The sequence below is a fragment of the Streptomyces sp. SID13666 genome (assembly GCF_010548325.1).
GTDB classification, from domain to species: domain Bacteria; phylum Actinomycetota; class Actinomycetes; order Streptomycetales; family Streptomycetaceae; genus Actinacidiphila; species Actinacidiphila fildesensis.
The window spans coordinates 69,435-84,996 of record NZ_JAAGLX010000030.1; the positions used below are offsets into that span (position 1 = coordinate 69,435).

The 15,562-nt window shown below is 69.5% G+C and carries 16 protein-coding genes and 3 pseudogenes; 10 read left to right on the top strand and 9 right to left on the bottom strand.

Going from position 1 to position 15,562, the window contains the following annotated elements; genetic code table 11:
- Positions 1-34 precede the first annotated feature (34 nt).
- Positions 35-964, bottom strand: coding sequence for an AraC family transcriptional regulator (locus G3I60_RS30180; RefSeq protein ID WP_164298609.1), 930 nt, complete (start codon positions 962-964; stop codon positions 35-37).
- Positions 965-1,095: 131 nt separating this feature from the next.
- Here G3I60_RS30180 and G3I60_RS30185 point away from each other — a divergent pair, with 131 nt between their 5' ends.
- From G3I60_RS30185 to G3I60_RS30195, 3 genes and pseudogenes are all read left to right on the top strand, one after another.
- On the top strand, positions 1,096-1,491 hold the full coding sequence (locus G3I60_RS30185; protein ID WP_164298608.1) for an MmcQ/YjbR family DNA-binding protein: 396 nt from the start codon (positions 1,096-1,098) through the stop codon (positions 1,489-1,491).
- Positions 1,488-1,856 (top strand): MmcQ/YjbR family DNA-binding protein, encoded by a 369-nt coding sequence (locus G3I60_RS30190; protein ID WP_164298606.1) that lies wholly within the window; start codon positions 1,488-1,490, stop codon positions 1,854-1,856. Before G3I60_RS30185 ends, G3I60_RS30190 begins: the two co-directional genes overlap by 4 nt.
- 273 nt (positions 1,857-2,129) lie before the next feature.
- A pseudogene (locus tag G3I60_RS30195) lies at positions 2,130-2,602 on the top strand (N-acetyltransferase family protein).
- A 19-nt stretch (positions 2,603-2,621) separates the two neighbouring features.
- On the opposite strand, the gene G3I60_RS30200 reads toward G3I60_RS30195, so the two are convergent.
- From G3I60_RS30200 to G3I60_RS30220, 6 genes are read right to left on the bottom strand one after another with little or no spacing between them, the layout of a single operon-like run.
- Positions 2,622-3,026 (bottom strand): hypothetical protein, encoded by a 405-nt coding sequence (locus tag G3I60_RS30200; RefSeq protein ID WP_164298604.1) that lies wholly within the window; start codon positions 3,024-3,026, stop codon positions 2,622-2,624.
- Positions 3,023-5,086, bottom strand: a complete 2,064-nt coding sequence (locus G3I60_RS30205; RefSeq protein ID WP_164607996.1) for a hypothetical protein — start codon at positions 5,084-5,086, stop codon at positions 3,023-3,025. The genes G3I60_RS30200 and G3I60_RS30205 overlap by 4 nt, the downstream gene beginning before the upstream one ends.
- Positions 5,083-6,012 (bottom strand): hypothetical protein, encoded by a 930-nt coding sequence (locus G3I60_RS30210; RefSeq protein WP_164298600.1) that lies wholly within the window; start codon positions 6,010-6,012, stop codon positions 5,083-5,085. Before G3I60_RS30210 ends, G3I60_RS30205 begins: the two co-directional genes overlap by 4 nt.
- Positions 6,013-6,053: 41 nt before the next feature.
- Positions 6,054-6,908 carry a hypothetical protein gene (locus G3I60_RS30215; RefSeq protein ID WP_164298597.1) on the bottom strand — a complete coding sequence of 285 codons (855 nt, stop codon included), beginning with the start codon at positions 6,906-6,908 and terminating at the stop codon, positions 6,054-6,056.
- Positions 6,905-7,318: a hypothetical protein gene (locus tag G3I60_RS44705; RefSeq protein WP_203674240.1), complete on the bottom strand. Its 414-nt coding sequence runs from the start codon at positions 7,316-7,318 to the stop codon at positions 6,905-6,907. Before G3I60_RS44705 ends, G3I60_RS30215 begins: the two co-directional genes overlap by 4 nt.
- On the bottom strand, positions 7,306-8,394 hold the full coding sequence (locus tag G3I60_RS30220) for a site-specific integrase (protein WP_164299218.1): 1,089 nt from the start codon (positions 8,392-8,394) through the stop codon (positions 7,306-7,308). Before G3I60_RS30220 ends, G3I60_RS44705 begins: the two co-directional genes overlap by 13 nt.
- A 55-nt stretch (positions 8,395-8,449) precedes the next feature.
- On the opposite strand from G3I60_RS30220, the pseudogene G3I60_RS30225 reads away from it, so the two are divergent.
- Together G3I60_RS30225 and G3I60_RS30230 are read left to right on the top strand one after the other, a co-directional pair.
- Positions 8,450-8,890, top strand: a pseudogene (locus G3I60_RS30225) (ATP-dependent DNA ligase); the annotation flags it as partial.
- A gap of 128 nt (positions 8,891-9,018) precedes the next feature.
- Positions 9,019-9,216, top strand: a complete 198-nt coding sequence (locus G3I60_RS30230) for a hypothetical protein (protein ID WP_164299214.1) — start codon at positions 9,019-9,021, stop codon at positions 9,214-9,216.
- 325 nt (positions 9,217-9,541) lie between these two features.
- Here the strand turns inward: G3I60_RS30230 and G3I60_RS30235 are convergent, their stop codons facing one another.
- Complete coding sequence (locus G3I60_RS30235; protein WP_164299212.1) at positions 9,542-10,147, bottom strand: dihydrofolate reductase family protein; 606 nt, start codon at positions 10,145-10,147, stop codon at positions 9,542-9,544.
- A 270-nt stretch (positions 10,148-10,417) separates the two neighbouring features.
- Here G3I60_RS30235 and G3I60_RS30240 point away from each other — a divergent pair, with 270 nt between their 5' ends.
- Entirely contained in the window at positions 10,418-10,660 is a 243-nt protein-coding gene (locus G3I60_RS30240) for a hypothetical protein (RefSeq protein WP_203674253.1), read from the top strand.
- A gap of 13 nt (positions 10,661-10,673) precedes the next feature.
- Positions 10,674-10,859, top strand: a pseudogene (locus G3I60_RS46545) (repressor LexA); the annotation flags it as partial.
- Between the two features lie 17 nt (positions 10,860-10,876).
- Here the strand turns inward: G3I60_RS46545 and G3I60_RS30250 are convergent.
- On the bottom strand, positions 10,877-11,872 hold the full coding sequence (locus G3I60_RS30250) for a LacI family DNA-binding transcriptional regulator (protein ID WP_138358786.1): 996 nt from the start codon (positions 11,870-11,872) through the stop codon (positions 10,877-10,879).
- A 357-nt stretch (positions 11,873-12,229) separates the two neighbouring features.
- Here G3I60_RS30250 and G3I60_RS30255 point away from each other — a divergent pair, with 357 nt between their 5' ends.
- The 3 genes from G3I60_RS30255 to G3I60_RS30265 all read left to right on the top strand — a co-directional run bounded on the left by G3I60_RS30255 (position 12,230) and on the right by G3I60_RS30265 (position 15,521).
- Entirely contained in the window at positions 12,230-13,147 is a 918-nt protein-coding gene (locus tag G3I60_RS30255) for a carbohydrate ABC transporter permease (protein ID WP_244809744.1), read from the top strand.
- Positions 13,148-13,149: 2 nt separating this feature from the next.
- Positions 13,150-14,097, top strand: a complete 948-nt coding sequence (locus G3I60_RS30260) for a carbohydrate ABC transporter permease (protein ID WP_164299208.1) — start codon at positions 13,150-13,152, stop codon at positions 14,095-14,097.
- A gap of 80 nt (positions 14,098-14,177) precedes the next feature.
- Entirely contained in the window at positions 14,178-15,521 is a 1,344-nt protein-coding gene (locus G3I60_RS30265) for an extracellular solute-binding protein (RefSeq protein WP_164299206.1), read from the top strand.
- Positions 15,522-15,562: the final 41 nt, after the last annotated feature.

Sequence of the window (15,562 nt, forward strand, 5' to 3'; positions counted from 1 at the left end):
TCGGCCAAAGGCGGCACGCGGGGGCTCGGGATCGTCAACCAGGGGGAGGAGGGGAGAGGGGCGTGGTCTCCTCGGCCGCGAAGGTGGCCGGGGTGAGACCGGTGCGGTCGCGGAAGAAGCGGCCGAAGTTCGCGGGGTCGGTGAAGCCGAGGTGGCCGGCCACAGACCGGGCATCCCATTGGGCGCTTCCCAGCAGGCGCCGGGCTTCGAGCAGGCGCCGCTCGTCGATGAGCTCACGCACTCCCTTGCCGGTGGTTTCCCGGGCGGCGCGGCTGAGGGTGCGGACCGAGCAGCCGAGCAACTCTGCGTAATCCGCGGCCCGGTGCAGTTCGCGGAAGTGCAGCTCCAGAGCGTCCGCGAACCGTCCGTAGGCGTCACCACGTTTTCTGCCGGCACTCGTGTCGGCGGGGGTGATCCCGGGGGCGTTCGTGAGGCGCAGCAGCAGCGATTCGAGCAGGCTGCGCCGCAGGGCGTGGTGGACGTCGAGGGGTCGGCGCCCCAGTGCGCGGTGTTCGTCCAGAAGCTGCAGTGCCGTCTCCTGGAGCCAGGCGGCGTCGTCGGGGTGCGGGCTCAGCACGGCAGGAGCCTCGTGTGCGGTGAGCGGGGCCAGCAGGCGGGCGATGTCGGGCCGCAGTACCTCCGGTTCGAACAGGATGAACGGGCCGCGGGCTGCGCCGGGCGGGTGCCAGCACTGCGTGTGCCCGGGGCGCACCCACAGCCACTGGCCGGGGGCGACGGTCCGGGTGACGCGGTCGACGTCGTGCGACAGCTCGCCCTCGGTGACCGCGATGAGGTAGTGGAAGGTGGCCCGGCCCGGGACCGGCGGGTTCCACGGCCAGTCGGCGTGCTGGGCGAAGAAGTCCTCGACAGTGGTCACCTCGAGGCCGAAGGGGGTGCCGACCGGGGGCTGGAAGTCGTACAGCCGCACGCTGTCTTGTTCGGGCTGTCGTCCACTGACCATCATGTGTCCGCAGCCTACCGTCCGATTTACCGGTTTTCGGGTGAGGATGGTGGGAGTCGCCGCGCAGGTGCGCACAGTCCGCCGCCACCGGGCGCCTCTGCCGGTATCCCCCATCCCGCGAGGAGTACGAAGTCATGAACGGAAAGACCCTGCACAAGACCGCCGCCGACTGCGCCGAGGAACTCCCCGGAGCGGATCTCGACCACCCCTTCGGCGACGACTGGAAGGTCTTCAAGGTCCGTGGCAAGGTCTTCATGCTGATGACCGAGGTTCCTGGCCGTCCCGTCGTGATCCTCAAGTCGGATCCCGGCGAAGCCTGCGCGCTGCGGGACGAGAACAACCACATCACCCCCGGCTACCACATGAACAAGAAGCACTGGATCACCCTGGAGGGCGGCGACACCGTCGACAAGGGCCTCGTCCGTGAACTCGTCACCGAGTCCTACCTGCTCGTCGTCGCCCACCTGCCCCAGGCCGAACAGCCCGTCGACCCCCACACCTACGGCAGCCGCGCCAAGGCGGCCCGGTGACCGCAGCCGGAGACCGGTTGCAGGACACGGCGCGCGAGGCGGCCCTCGCCCTGCCGGGCGTCAGCCACGGCCGCCCGTTCGTCGACAAGCTCGACGTGTACAAGGTCGCGGGCAAAGTGTTTCTGATTGTCACCGACGACCCGGACGAACAGATCATCACGGTCAAGTGCGACCCCGAACACGCCCGCGCGCAAGGACGCGGCTACCCCTCGATCACCCCGGGCCGCTACCTCGACAAACGGCACTGGATCTCCCTCGGGACGGGTCCCGGCATCACCGAGCGACTGGTCACCGACGCGGTCGAAAACTCCTACGACCTGGTCGCCGAGCGGCTGCCGCAACGCGACCGCCCCGGTGCCCGATGAGTGCCGCGAGCTTCCCCCCGAGCGGCTGAGCCCCCGCCTGTCAGTGTCCCGTGGTGGGCTCGTCACATCCGCAGACGCCCGCCCCCCGCCACCCGAGAGACCGATGGAACCGACCGAAGCGACTCTGCCGCTCTTCGGCGAGGAGCCCGCCCGGCCCCTCGTCGACCGCCTGCGCCCCACGCGGCTGGACGACGTCGTGGGGCAGGACGGAGGCCACTGCGCCGAAGGAGTCCGACGGTGCCCGCTGAAGGCGCCATCGTGCGCGTCGAGCCAATGACCGCAGAGCATGCCGGGCACGTTCTGGCGATCTATCAGGCGGGCATCGACGAGGGCAACGCCACCTTCGAGACGCACGCGCCCACCTGGGAGGCTTTCGACACCGGCCGCTTGGCGGATCACCGCTTCGTCGCACGGGAATCGGCCGACGACCGGATCCTGGGCTGGATAGCTGCCAGCTGCGTCTCCGATCGCTGCGCGTATGCCGGTGTCGTCGAGCACCCCGTCTACGTACACCCCGATCCCCGCGGGCGCGGCGTGGCCCGCACCCTGCTGGACACACTGATCGCTTCCACGGAGGCGGCCGGTATCTGGACGATCCAATCGGGGATCTTCCCTGAGAACACCGCCAGCATCGCCCTGCGCCTGCGGCCGGATTCCGCACGATCGGCACCCGCGAGCGCATCGGGCAGCACGGCGGACTCTGGCGCGATGTTCTCCTGCTGGAGCGTCGCAGCCCGCGGCTGTGAAAGGCCGCCCTGCGCACGGTCACAGCGGCACACCGGTCGAACCGCTGCGGCCACGGCGAGGCAGCGCCGTGACCGTGGCATTGTTGCGCAGGGCGTCGTTCTCCAGAGCGAGCTGGCGGATGGCTTCCTCGTAGAGCTGGAGTGTTTTGCGCAGGTCGGCGTTCTCCTGGCGCAGACGGCGCAGGTTGTCGGCCGACCCTCCCGCCGGCGCCGACACGTCGGTCGTTGCCGCGCGGTCAGCGATGCGGGGCTGGAAGTAGTCGGTGACCAGGTGCTGGAAGTGGCGGTAGAAGGTGGCGTGGGTGAGGCCCAGGCGCCGTTCCACGGCTGCGATGGTGGGCCGGGTGCCGGACGCGGCGGCTTCGCTGAGGACGGTGTCCATCGCGGCGCGCACAGTGTCGGCGGTGGGAACCGGGCGTTTCATGCCGGCTCCGGGCGGTGGCGGGTGAGGAAGTCGGCAGTGGTCTGGCGTTGCTGGTCCAGGCGGTGGCGTACGTAGGGCGCCAGGTGGTCGCCGTCGTTGAGGGTGCTGTGCAGATCGGTGAGCTGGTCGGCCAGCGCGTCTCGGTTGGCTTCGGTCAGGGCGGTGTTACGGCAGGCCAGGGGCTGGCAGCCGCCCAGCACCGGTTCACCGGCGTCGGCGCCCTCCCGCCGGCACAGCGCCCGATCGGGGTTGTAGACGCAAGTCACGAAGGCGCCCGGGTAGATGCGCGGGTCGTGACGGGCCATGATGCGGCGCAGTCGGGCCTCGTCGACAACGACCTGGCCGGGGAAGTCCACGTGTGGAGCGTAGGCGGCGAGGCGTTGTTCAGCTTCCGTGGCAGCGGGGCCTGTCAGCCGCGGCCGGTCGCTGTCGGCGCTCAGGTCGGCGAGGAACTGGCCGCGGGTCAGCGCCTGCTCGGCTTGGACTTCGTCGCGGAATCCGGAGTCGCTGGTACCTGCATATCCTTCGAACATTTGGATGCATTGGTGCCGGTATTGGAGGGCTCCTGCGATGGTGCCGCCGGGGCGGCGGGCGATGAACCAGGCAAGGGTGCGGCGGAATTGGCGGTTGGTCAGGTGCGGCTGGCGGCCGCGGACCTGGGGGATGGCGTCGGCGCGGTCGTTCCTCGTGCAGTACTGGTTGATCCACGTCATCAGGGCGGACAGGCCGCTGGCAGTGCTGTTGCTGCCAGGAACCTCCCCAGCCACCGTCGCGGCCCGGCGGGAGCTCCGCGGCAGGGCGAACAGATAGGGCTGGTCGTCGGGCTGGAGGCGTTCGAGGACAGCGACGGCCCGTGCGACGGGCGCTGTGACGATCCAGGTTGCCGGCACACCGCGCGGGTCGTTCTCCCCTTTGAACGCCAAGCTCTGCACGTGGTGGCGGTAGATGCGGCCCTGCGGGTCCCGCAGGACACGGACACACCCGCGCTGCAGGTGTTTGATCTCCGAGTCGCGCATGCCGGAGAGGTAGCCGATCGTGACCCAGCACGATGCCTGGAGCAGCCGCTCATAGGGGGCGACGTCGTAGTAGGAGATCGCGCCGTGCCAAGGCTGTCCGTCGAGTGTCCCGCGCTCGCGGTGATCGAGGTAGCTACCGGTATCCAGGCCCAGCGTGCGGGCCGCCTCATGGATCAAGGTGGCAGCGGCTTTGGTCTCCAGTCGCTTGCCGCGGTGGCCGATGAGGCGGGCCAGGTAACCGACGCAGGGCTTGATCCCGTGCTTTCCGCGCAGCCGGGCGGGTGGGATCGGCAGGGGCTGGTTGCGGGCGTGAAAACCCGCCAGCAAGCGCTGCAGCGATGCGAGCGGGTCCGGCCCGTCGGGCGGCCGGGCGTCGAGGGCGTCGCGCTCGCGGCAGGCGGCCAAGACATCGTCGGCGAAGTCGTCCACCCAGCGCAGCGCCCACGTCAGCAAAGGCGCCATGACGTGTTCGGGGATCCGGTCGGTCCGGTTCTCCCCGCGGCCCCGGTGCTGGGCACGGCTCCACGCCTGCCAGGCGGGTACCCGCAGCGGGTCCACCGTGAGGTGGTCGTGTAGGCGGGTGCGGTAGGCCCACAGCATCCGCACGCACCGGCGGTGGGTGTTCGTGCCGGCCAGCTGCAACCGCAGAGCCACCACATCCTCGTGATACGCGGTGAGGTCCTGCGGGTCGACCTCGGCCAGGGCCATATCGCGGGCGTTGACCCACAACAGGAAGCGGCGGACGGAGCTGAAGTACGTACGGATGCTCGTGATGGAGATCGGCGTCTCGCCGGGCGGGGTGTCCTGGGTCAGCAGGGCGAAGCACAACTGCTTGGCCACCAGCACCCGGGAAGTAGGGAGGGTGGTGAAGTCCAGTGCAAGAGAGTGGCGGTCCGCCCGCAGCAGTGCCGGCGTCAAACGCCAGACGTCGTCCTCGAAGACCGCTGTCTCCTCCAGGCGCATGCCCTCCTGCAGCGGCCGCCCTGCCAGGACGTAGCGTCCGACGGGCTGCTCGTGCGGGGCGAGGTGTGCAGCGGTGTTCATGGCGCCTCCTGCGGGCCGTCGAGCAGATGAAGAGCCAGGGTGGGCGGCTGGGTGCGGGCCGCGGCAGCCCGCTGAGCTGCCGTGAACCGCGGCAGGATTCCGGCGGTGATGATCTGCCACGTGGCCCCGTGGCGGCTGGCCCACTGGCCGGCGTCCCGCTGCTCCAGATCGGCCCGCAGCGCTTCGACCAGGGCCAGCAGCATCGGTAGGTGCCGCTCCAGCACCAGCGCGTTGGGGCAGCGCAGGCAGGTCAAGAACGACTCCCGGCATGGTCCGCCGTGGCCGGGGTGGTGCGCGATGTCCAGACACGAGCTGGCGAGGGTGTCCAGCGCCCCTGCCTCGGCCTGCCGCCACAGCGCAGCGTCCACTGCCTGTTCTTGCCCGCCGCCCAACCGCAGCGCGGTACCGGCGTGGCGTTCGGCGTCGGTGATCGCCTCGGTAAGGACCTGGGCGGCCCACTCAGTGACGAAGGGATCGCCCCGCAAGTAGTGCGTGAACGACGTCTCGGCGGTATTGGTCAGCCGTGCAGAAGGCAGATGACCGCCCACCTCCTTGGCCGCGCGGACCTCCACCGTCTTCTTCATCCGGGTCAGCCGCATCTGCAACGGCTTGCCGTCGTCATCGAGCAGCCCATGGCGCGCCGCCCACGCGCCCAAGCGGAGCTTGCGGGCCAGCTCAGCGTCGAACGGGCCGACGTGCCCGACAGTGCCGGCGTTGCGGGCACCACCGCGCCCATTGCCCGCCCAAATCGACCACAGACACGAGGTGCCCGACCACGTACGACTGCGCGCCATCAGCTGGTGCAGCAACAGGTAGAAGCTGCCCGCGCTCTTCAGCTGGCGTGCCGGATCGGGATCGACACTCCAGTGCACCGTGGTGCGCGCGTTGGCCTTGCCGCGGCGGCGCTTGGTCAGCGTCACCGCCACCGCCCGCCCCTCCACGACCCGGTGCTCGGCCGGCAGCTCCTTCAGCGTCCCGGGTTGCGGCCGGTCATCCCCGCCGCGTAGATCATCAACGGGGCGAGGTCGTCATCCACGACGAACAACTGCCGGGCCTGCTCGTCGTTGGCCGCCGCGTACGCCCCGATGACCAGCCCCCGATAGTCCACCTGGACCCGCCCCTGCAGGGCCATCGCGGCCAAGAGCGCCCCGCGTTCACGCGCAGGGGCCGCCAGCGAGGATGGATTCTCGCGGTACCGCTCCAGCAGAAGCTCTGCGGCCGCGAGGCGGTCGCGGATGGCGACCACGTCGGACCGTGCGGCGGCCATGACTGCGCTGAACTCGCGGTCGGAGTATCCGGGCAGGCCAGGCTGCTGTACGTTGACGCCGTGCCCGCGCTGGCAGAGATAGCCGCGCAGAGTTCCTTCCAGCCGCTCCTGGTCGGGCAGGTCGCGCAGCAGCAGCATCAGTTCCTGTACGTGCTTCAGCGCGGTCTTCTCCGCACAGGTCTCCAGCCGGGACATCCGATACCGCTCCACGTGCCGCACCCGCAGGTCTTCCACCCGCTGCGGCGGATCGGCGAGGTGAGCCAGCACGGTGAAGAAGCGACGGATCGACTGCCACTGCCCCATCGCGGCACGCTGTGTGCGTCGGCCCCCGTCCGGGCCGATCCGTGCCGCCAGGGCGCGGGCGAAGTCCTCGTGCAGACCCGCCAGCGGCAGGAGGGCGAAACGGAACACGCTCTCGCGCTGGTCCTCTCCCACGAACCGCACCAGCGGGCTGCCCCCCTCCCGCGGCACGACCAGCAGCGCAGGCGGCTCGTAGTAGCCCGGGGGAATCGGCGCCGACCTTCCGCGCGCCGCCCTGGGCGTCGCGTCGTTCACGCCGTCACCGCCCCGGCCTCCAGCCAGCCCTCCGCACTGCAACCGGACGCCTCCCACGCACCCTCGGGCACCAACTCCAGCCGGGTCCGCATCTCCAGCTCCTGCAACGTGTGCAGGTAGATCGCCGTCGTCGTCGCCGACCGGTGGCCCAACCGGATCCGCACCCAGTTCAACGGATCGCCGAACACACGCTGATACGTCAGCCGCTGCTCCCCGTTCATCTCGCCCAGTACCTGCAGGTGGCCGCGCCACAACAGCTCCAAGGTCGTGACCGCGTAGCTGTGCCGCAGCACGTGCGGGGTCGCCCGTACCGCCACCCCCTGCGCGCGGCACCGCGCATTGGCGTCCGCGAAGACCTGCTTCCAGCCCGACACCGACATCGGCAAGCCCCACTGGTTCAGCCACACCATCGCCGGGCCCACCCGTCCGGCCCCGCCACCAACAGCCGGCGCCGCTCCTCCGCACCCAACCGCGCCACCGGAATCCAGCGGCCTGCGATCCGCACCGACGCACGCGCCGGATCCTCCACCACCAGCGACCGGCGCGACGGAACGTACAGCCCCTGGGCCCGGCCGCGGTCGAGCATCTCCTTGCGGTCCCACTCCATGTAGTCCCACACATCGCGCAGGACCGACACCGGCGCATACACCGCCCGCCCAGAGTTCCCCTTGGAAATCTCGTTCGGCAGCACCGTCCGGGCGTTGACGATCCCCGACCCGGGCGGCGGCAGCTCCGGTAGCTCGAAGACCGTCAGCGCCGACTGCTCCCCCAACCGCAGCCCCGTGCGGACCATGAAATCGGCAAAGGCAGCGTTGCGTGAGGCCCACCTGCCGCGAAACCGTCCCCGCGGCAGCTCCTGCGCGTCGAACCCCCGCAGGCCGGTATCCCGCCACCGCCGGTAGGACAACGGCGGCAGCCACTTCACATCCCGTCGCGGTCCCACCCGCGACGCCTCCGCCGGCGCCTGCTTCGCTGCCACACCACCGAACCATGGCGCCCAGGCCGCGACGTCCCGCTGTGTGATGGGGTTCACCCGGACGAGGTCCTGTTCAAACGCCCACAGGTAGAACTGGTTGACCGTAGCGACCTCGCGGTCCCAGGTGCTGTCCTCCACCCGCGGCCTTGCATCGTCGCGCCGGCGCCACCATCCGTATGCCGCCCGATCCTCCGGTGAGGCGTCCCGCCAATCGCATGCGCCACGTGCAGACCATAGAAAGTTGAAGAACGTGCGCAGGTCCCGAGCATGCGCGGCTTGGGTGTTCCACGGCGAGTGCGCCATCCACGCCGAGAAGTACCGGTTCAACGCAACGTCGAAATGCCCTCTCGGACCGATCAAGAACGGCTGCCCTTCAGGCACCCGGCCTTCATCCAGTTGCACATCCAGCCGGGCAAACACCTCAGCGAACTCACGCATCAGCGGCGTGACCTCGCGTGGCCAGGCCATCTCCCGACGGGTGAAGTGCACCCGCCATCTCGTGCTCGACATGACGCTGGACACTATCTGCGGACATTTCACAAGCGCATAAGCCAAGCTCGATGGGTACAGGGTGGCGGCGATCGTCGATGACGGGGGCGCCGTCCGGCTGCAATCGCGCGCCGGTCGGGACATGACCAGCAGGTTTCCGCAGATGGCTGCGGCACTCGCGCGGCTGGGGCCCGGTGCGATCGTGGACGGCGAGTTGGTCGCGTCGGCCGAAGGGCGGATGAATTTCGGCGCTCTCCAGCGATTCCAACCCGGCCGACCGCCCCCGGTCGGAGTCAGCCTGTCGTACGTCGCCTTTGACGTGCTGCGGGTGCGGGGTGAGGACGTACGGGGCCGGCCGCTGCGCGAGAGGGTCTCCGCCGGCCTGTTGGATGGCCTCGGCCCGCAGATTCAGCCGGTGCTCAGCACGCCGGATCGGCCAACCGCTCTGGCGTGGATGACGGGCCTGGTCGCGCATGGTGGAAGGTCTCGTAATCAAAGGGTTGGGCACAACCTATAACGCGCAGAACCGGACCGCGTGGCTGAAGTACCGAAGGTCGGAGACGATCGACGCCCGGGTGATCGGCGTCGTGGGATCGGTGCGGCGGCCGGTCGCGGTGGTGGTGGAAATGGACGGGGCAGCCGGTGGTGACGACACCGCGACTGGACGGGGCGCAGGCCGCCGCCGACGCGGCTGCCATCCATGGTCGGGTGGGCAAGCCGGAGTTCGTGGCTGCCCTCGACCTCACGGTGATCCCGGTCGGTGAGGGTCCGGTCGCGGAGGTGCGTGCCGGCCTCGGGCGGCACGCGACGCGAAGATTCGTGCGGCTGCGCAGCGGCGACTGAGGCCGCCGGAGATGACCTGCGAGCGTTTGCAGAGGCCAGCGGACTGCACCGGTGTGACTGAGCGCTTCAGTTGGCCCCATCGGCCATGTAGAGCGCTCAGCTCGCGAGGCTCTGCCCAGGGAGCGTCCAGCAGCGCATCCGTATCCGGAAGGAGGATCTTTGCGGAGACTGCGGCCTGGGAGGGCGTACATGGGCTGACCTGCGACGGCTCGGGGCCAGGTGGACCGGACCGTCCTGACGTTGGCCGTTCGCCCCAATGAGGTCTTACTCCGCGCCCGCCGGCGCCGGCCTGGCAACCGTCCAGACCGGCGCTGGCGGGGCGACGTTACGCAGGGACTCCGAGCGGCGGGTGCTCGAGCACGCGGGGCTTGTACTCGACCAGCTGGATGCGGCCGTCGAAGGTGCGGTGCTCGATCATCTCGAGGGCAACGTCCGGATAGCCGTCGTAGATGCGTTCTTCGCCCGTGGCCCCGGTGATCACCGGGAAGATCACGACCCGGAAGCGGTCGACGAGTCCGGCCCGTAGCAGGGACCGGCACAAGCTGAGGCTGCCGATCGTGCTGAGAAGTCCCGAGGCACTCGACTTCATGACGCGGACCGCCTCGACGGCGTCGTCGCGGACGAGCGTGGAGTTGGCCCACGTCAGTGGCTCCTCGAGCGAGGAGGAGAACACCAGCTTGGACGCTTGCGTGAGCTCGTCGACGGACGCCTCTTCCTCGGGCCTGAACTCGTCTTGGCCATTGGGGACCTCGCCTGCGGCGAAGCCCGACATCAGGCGGTAGGTGTTCGCTCCCATCAGGTAAGTGGCCTCGGGCTGCTCGCCGAGCCAGGCGAGGTACTCCGGACCCTCGAGGCCCCAGAACCCGGGCCACCCCTCTCCCGATGCGTGGCCGTCGAGGGAGGTGATGAAGTCGACGAGAAGCTCCGACATGGCGGTGTCCTTTCCTCGGGTGTCACGAGCTTGGACCGGCCGGGAGCTACAAACTCATCGGCCGCGCTGTGGAGTAACGAGAAACCCATGACGCTGCAGCCGATCAGGTCGGAGGAGCGCCACCCGCGAACGGCCGGGCCAACCGTCGCGCTCAGCCGGGCCAAGTACAACGCTCAGGGGCCAACTGAATCGCTCAGTCACACATGCGGTCCAATGTCACCCTTCCGTGTGCTGCGCCATAATTCGAACACATGCTTGAATCGAGGGGTGATGTACTCCTTCCCCGACGACCTCGTGCAGACCCAGCGCGCGTGGTACGCGGCGTACGGGCAGCTCGCCATCCGCCCGTCGCACAGCACTGCGGCGCAGACCACCGTGCTCCGTCGGCAACTGACCCGGCTCTCGGTCCGGATCTCCACCCACCCGTACTGGGCTGCGCACCCGGGGCGGCCGCCGGCGGCGCGGATGGCGCTGCGCGAGCTGGCCCGCGACCCCGCCCTCACCCACCGGTGAAGGGCTCCCGATCGTGAGCGGGTCCGAGTTCCTGACCGCCCGGCAGGGGCGGATTCTGCGGGTCATCGTCGAGTGGAGGGACCTCTACGGCTATCCGCCGTCCGTCCGTGAGATCAGTGACGCGGCAGGACTGCGCAGCCCCTCCACCGTGGCCCATCACCTGACGGCACTGGAGAGGATCGGTGTCCTCACCCGCGCGCCCGGCCGTGCCACCCGCTATGCGGGCCGGGACGGCGGCGCCGTGCTGTCCCGGACCGTCAGGCGCGTCGAGACGATGTCGGTGCCCGAGCGCGGGACGTCGTGTTCGCGGATCTGGCGCAGGACCTCCTGGACGCTGCGCCGGCCGACCTCGGCGAAGTCCTGGTGCACCGTGGTCAGGGGCGGAATGAAGTGAGCCGCGTCGGGGATGTCGTCGAACCCGACCACGCTGATATCGCCGGGGACAGCCCTGCCTCGTTCGTGGAAGGCGCGCAGCAGGCCGAGGGCCATCTGGTCGTTGGCGGCGAACACCGCGGTGCACTGCGGCTCTTCGGCGAGCGCGAGGCCGGCCGCGTAGCCCGAAGCGGCCGACCAGTCGCCCCGCAGGGGCGGCGGCACCGGCCGGCCGGCGTCCTCCAGGACCGTCCGCCACGCCCGGGCGCGCCGCTCGCTCGCGTACGACGACTCCGGGCCGGTCACGTGCCAGACGGTCGCGTGGCCGAGGTCGAGCAGATGGCTGACGGCACGCCGGGCGCCGCCCGTCTGGTCGGTGTCGACGACGGGGTAGCGGTCTCCGGCGTCTGAGTCCACGACGACCACGGGCACGCCGGGCGGCAGCGCCACGGTGCCGGCGTCGAGCAGGTGGATCTCCATGAACACGATGACGGCGTCGACAGCCAGTTCGCCCATCCGCGTGAAGGCGCCCAGCACGTTGTCCTGGGTCGGGATGTCGACGGGGATCAGAGTGATGGCGTATCCCTCGGCGGCGGCCTGGGTCGCGATCGCCTCCACGGTGTTGCTGTTACCGGTGGTGGACAGGCCGTGGAGGATCACGCCGATGGTGTTGAACTGTCCGTACCGCAGGGCGCGTGCCGCGCTGTTGGGGCGGTAGCCCAGTTCGCGCATGGCTGTGAGTACCTGCTCGCGGGTCGAGCCGATGACGCCGGGGTGGCCGTTGGACACCCGCGACACGGTCTGGGACGACACGCCCGCGCGCTGCGCGACGTCGGCCATGGACACGCGCTGCTTGCGGCGTCCGCCCGGTATGCCCGAGCCGCCGCGCTGCGCGCCGCCGGCAGGAACAGGATCTTGTGCTCCCCGCTCACTCAGGTCCCTCACCCCTTCACTCCTGTCCGTCCGCCCGTCGCCGGCCGGTGCGGCCAGCGGAAACGTAACGTCCGCGAAACCTTGACCGATCGGCGTGACGGGTGCCACGCTACCGCACAAGTTTACGTAAACATCGCGCCGCCCGGCCCGCTCGGCCTCCCTGCACGGATCGGGTCGGCGCCTTGTGTTCGGCACGATGTTTACGTAAACACCCATCGTCCGGACAGGTCGGTGTCCCAGCAGCGAGGAGCAAGGAGCGACATGGTGGCCGCAGTACCAGAGGCGGGGGCGCGACCCGCCGCGAGGCCATCGGCCCCCGAACGGCGGTCGTGGACCGGCTGGCAGTTCGTCGGTCCGTTCATGGCGGTGTTCGCCCTGGTCTTCCTCGCCCCGATCGGATACTCGATCTACCTGAGCCTGTTCCGCACCCGGCTGATCGGCGGAACGAGCTTCGTCGGCGCCGACAACTACACCGAGGCGTTCGGCGACGCGCAGTTCTGGTCGTCCTTCGGCCGGGTGGCGGCCTTCCTGGCCGTGCAGGTGCCGATCATGCTGTTCCTCGCGCTCCTGCTCGCGCTGGCCATCGACAGCGGCCGCCTGTACGGATCGAGCTTCTTCCGGATCGCGGTGTTCCTGCCCTACGCGGTGCCGGCCGTCGTCGCCACACTCATGTGGGGCTTCATGTACGGCACGCGCTTCGGCCTGGTCGGCAATCTCAACGACGCGTTCGGGATCACCCTCCCGGACCCGCTCTCGCCCGACCTGGTCCTCGCGTCCATCGGCAACATCGTGACCTGGCAGTTCGTGGGCTACAACATGCTGATCCTCTACTCGGCGCTGCGGACGGTGAACCCGGCGCTCTACGAGGCCGCGGAGATCGACGGAGCGGGACAGTTGCGGATCATCCGGGCGATCAAGCTCCCGGCGCTGCGCGGCGCCCTCATCATCGCGACGATCTTCTCGATCATCGGCAGCTTCCAGCTGTTCAACGAGCCGAGCATCCTCAAGAACCTGGCGCCGAACGCGATCACGTCCGACTTCACCCCGAACCTGTACGCCTTCTCCCTGTCCTTCGCCGGGCAGCAGTTCAACTACGCGGCGACCATCGCCATCGTCATGGGCGTGATCACGATGATCATCGCCTACGCCGTCCAGCTGCGCGGCATGCGGAAGGAACTCTGACCATGGCGACCACCACTCCCCGCTTGCGGCACGCACCCCGCCCGGCACGGCGCCCCGGTACCCGCTCCGGCCCGCTCACCCTGCGCGCCACCCGCAGCACCTCACGCCACAAGCGGCGCAGCGCCACCCTGACCGCCCTGACGGCGATCATGCTGATCTACACGCTGCTGCCGCTGGCCTGGCTGGCGATCAACGCCACCAAGACGCAGCAGGGGCTGTTCAACTCCTTCGGCCTGTGGCTCGACGGTGACTTCGCCCTGTTCGGCAACATCGCCGACACCTTCACCTACAACGACGGGATCTTCACCCGCTGGCTGCTCAACACCCTGCTGTACGTGGTGGTCGGTGCGGGTGGCGCGACCTTGCTCGCCACGCTCGCCGGGTACGGGCTGGCCAAGTTCGACTTCGTCGGCAAGCGGGCCGTGTTCGCCACCGTCATCGGAGCGGTCGCGGTGCCCGGCACGGCGCTGGCGGTCCCCACGTTCCTGATGTTCTCCGAGCTGGGGCTGACCGACACCCCGTGGGCGATCATCATCCCATCGCTGATCTCGCCGTTCGGCCTGTACCTGATGTGGACCTTCGCCACTGACGCCGTCCCGAAGGAGATCCTCGAGTCGGCCCGGGTCGACGGTGCCGGCGAGTTCCGCGCGTTCTTCTCGATCAGCATGCCGATGCTGGCACCCGGCATGGTCACCGTCCTGCTCTTCAACGTGGTCGCGACCTGGAACAACTACTTCCTGCCGTTGATCATGCTGAAGGACCCCGACTGGTATCCGTTGACCCTCGGCCTCAACAGCTGGAACGCCCAGGCCGCCACCGTCGGTGGGGATGTGGTGTTCAACCTCGTGATCACCGGATCGCTCCTGACCATCGTGCCCCTGATCGCGGCGTTCCTGCTGCTGCAGCGGTACTGGCAGTCGGGCCTGGCCGCCGGAAGCGTCAAGGGCTGACCGGCGCACGGCCCCACTCACCCCCCTCCCCCGCACCCCGATCCACGTCTGAAGACACCCTCATGAAAAGGAACACCCTCATGGCGATAGCCCGCCGTCGCGCCCTCCTGCTGGGCGCGGCCGCCCTGTCGGTCGCTCTCACCGCGACCGCCTGCGGCTCCTCCGACTCCAAGGACTCGGGCGGCGCGCAGCCCGCGTCCGCCGCCGATCTCCAGGCCGCCCTGGACACCGGCGGCAGCATCACGGTGTGGGCCTGGGAGCCGACTCTGCAGAAGGTCGTCACCGACTTCCAGGCCAAGTACCCCAAGGTCACGGTCAAGCTGGTCAACGCCGGCACCAACAAGGACGAGTACACCGCACTGCAGAACGCGGTCAAGGCCGGCAAGGGCGTCCCCGACCTCGCGCAGATCGAGTACTACGCGCTGCCGCAGTTCACGCTCGCCAAGTCCGTCGCCGACCTCACGGCGTTCGGCGCGGACCAGCTCAACTCCACTTTCACCCCTGGCCCGTGGGGCTCCGTCCAGGCCGGCGCCAAGGGCGTGTACGGCCTGCCGATGGACTCCGGCCCGATGGCCCTGTTCTACAACAAGGAGGTCTTCGACAAGTACAAGATCGCGGTGCCGACGACGTGGGACGAGTACCTCGCCGCAGCCAAGAAGCTGCACGCGGCCGACCCCAAGGCGTATCTCGCCAGTGACACCGGCGACGCCGGATTCGCCACCAGCATGATCTGGCAGGCCGGCGGCAAGCCCTACACCGTCGACGGCACCCAGGTCGGCGTGAACTTCGACGAGGCCGGCACAAAGAAGTTCACCGCCGCCTGGCAGCAGCTCGTCAGCGGCAAGCTCCTCTCCCCGGTCACCGCCTGGAGCGACGCCTGGTACCAGGGGCTGGGCGACGGCAGCATCGCCTCGCTCGTCACCGGCGCCTGGATGCCCGGCCCCCTCGAATCCGGTGTCAAGGGCGGCACCGGCAAGTGGCGTGTCGCGCCCATGCCGCAGTGGCAGAGCGGGGCCAAGGTCACCGCCGAGAACGGCGGCAGTTCGCTGGCCCTCACCGAGGCGAGCGCCAACAAGAAACTCGCCTACGCCTTCCTGCAGTACGCCACCGTCGACGCGGGCGCGCAGAGCCGCGTCGACGCAGGCGCGTTCCCCGCCACCACCAAGCAGCTCAACTCCCCCGCCTTCCTGGACAAGCAAGACCCGTACTTCGGCAACCAGAAGATCAACCAGGTACTCGCGCAGTCGGCGACCCAAGTCGCCCCCGGCTGGTCCTACCTGCCCTTCCAGGTCTACGCCAACAGCGTCTTCAACGACACCGTCGGCAAGGCGTACGTCAGCGGCACCACCTTGGACAGCGGGCTGAAGGCCTGGCAGGAGGCCTCCCTCAAGTACGCCAAGGACCAGGGCTTCACCGTCAAGTAGACCCCGGCGCGCGATCATCCGCGCGTGCCCGCCCCGCCGAC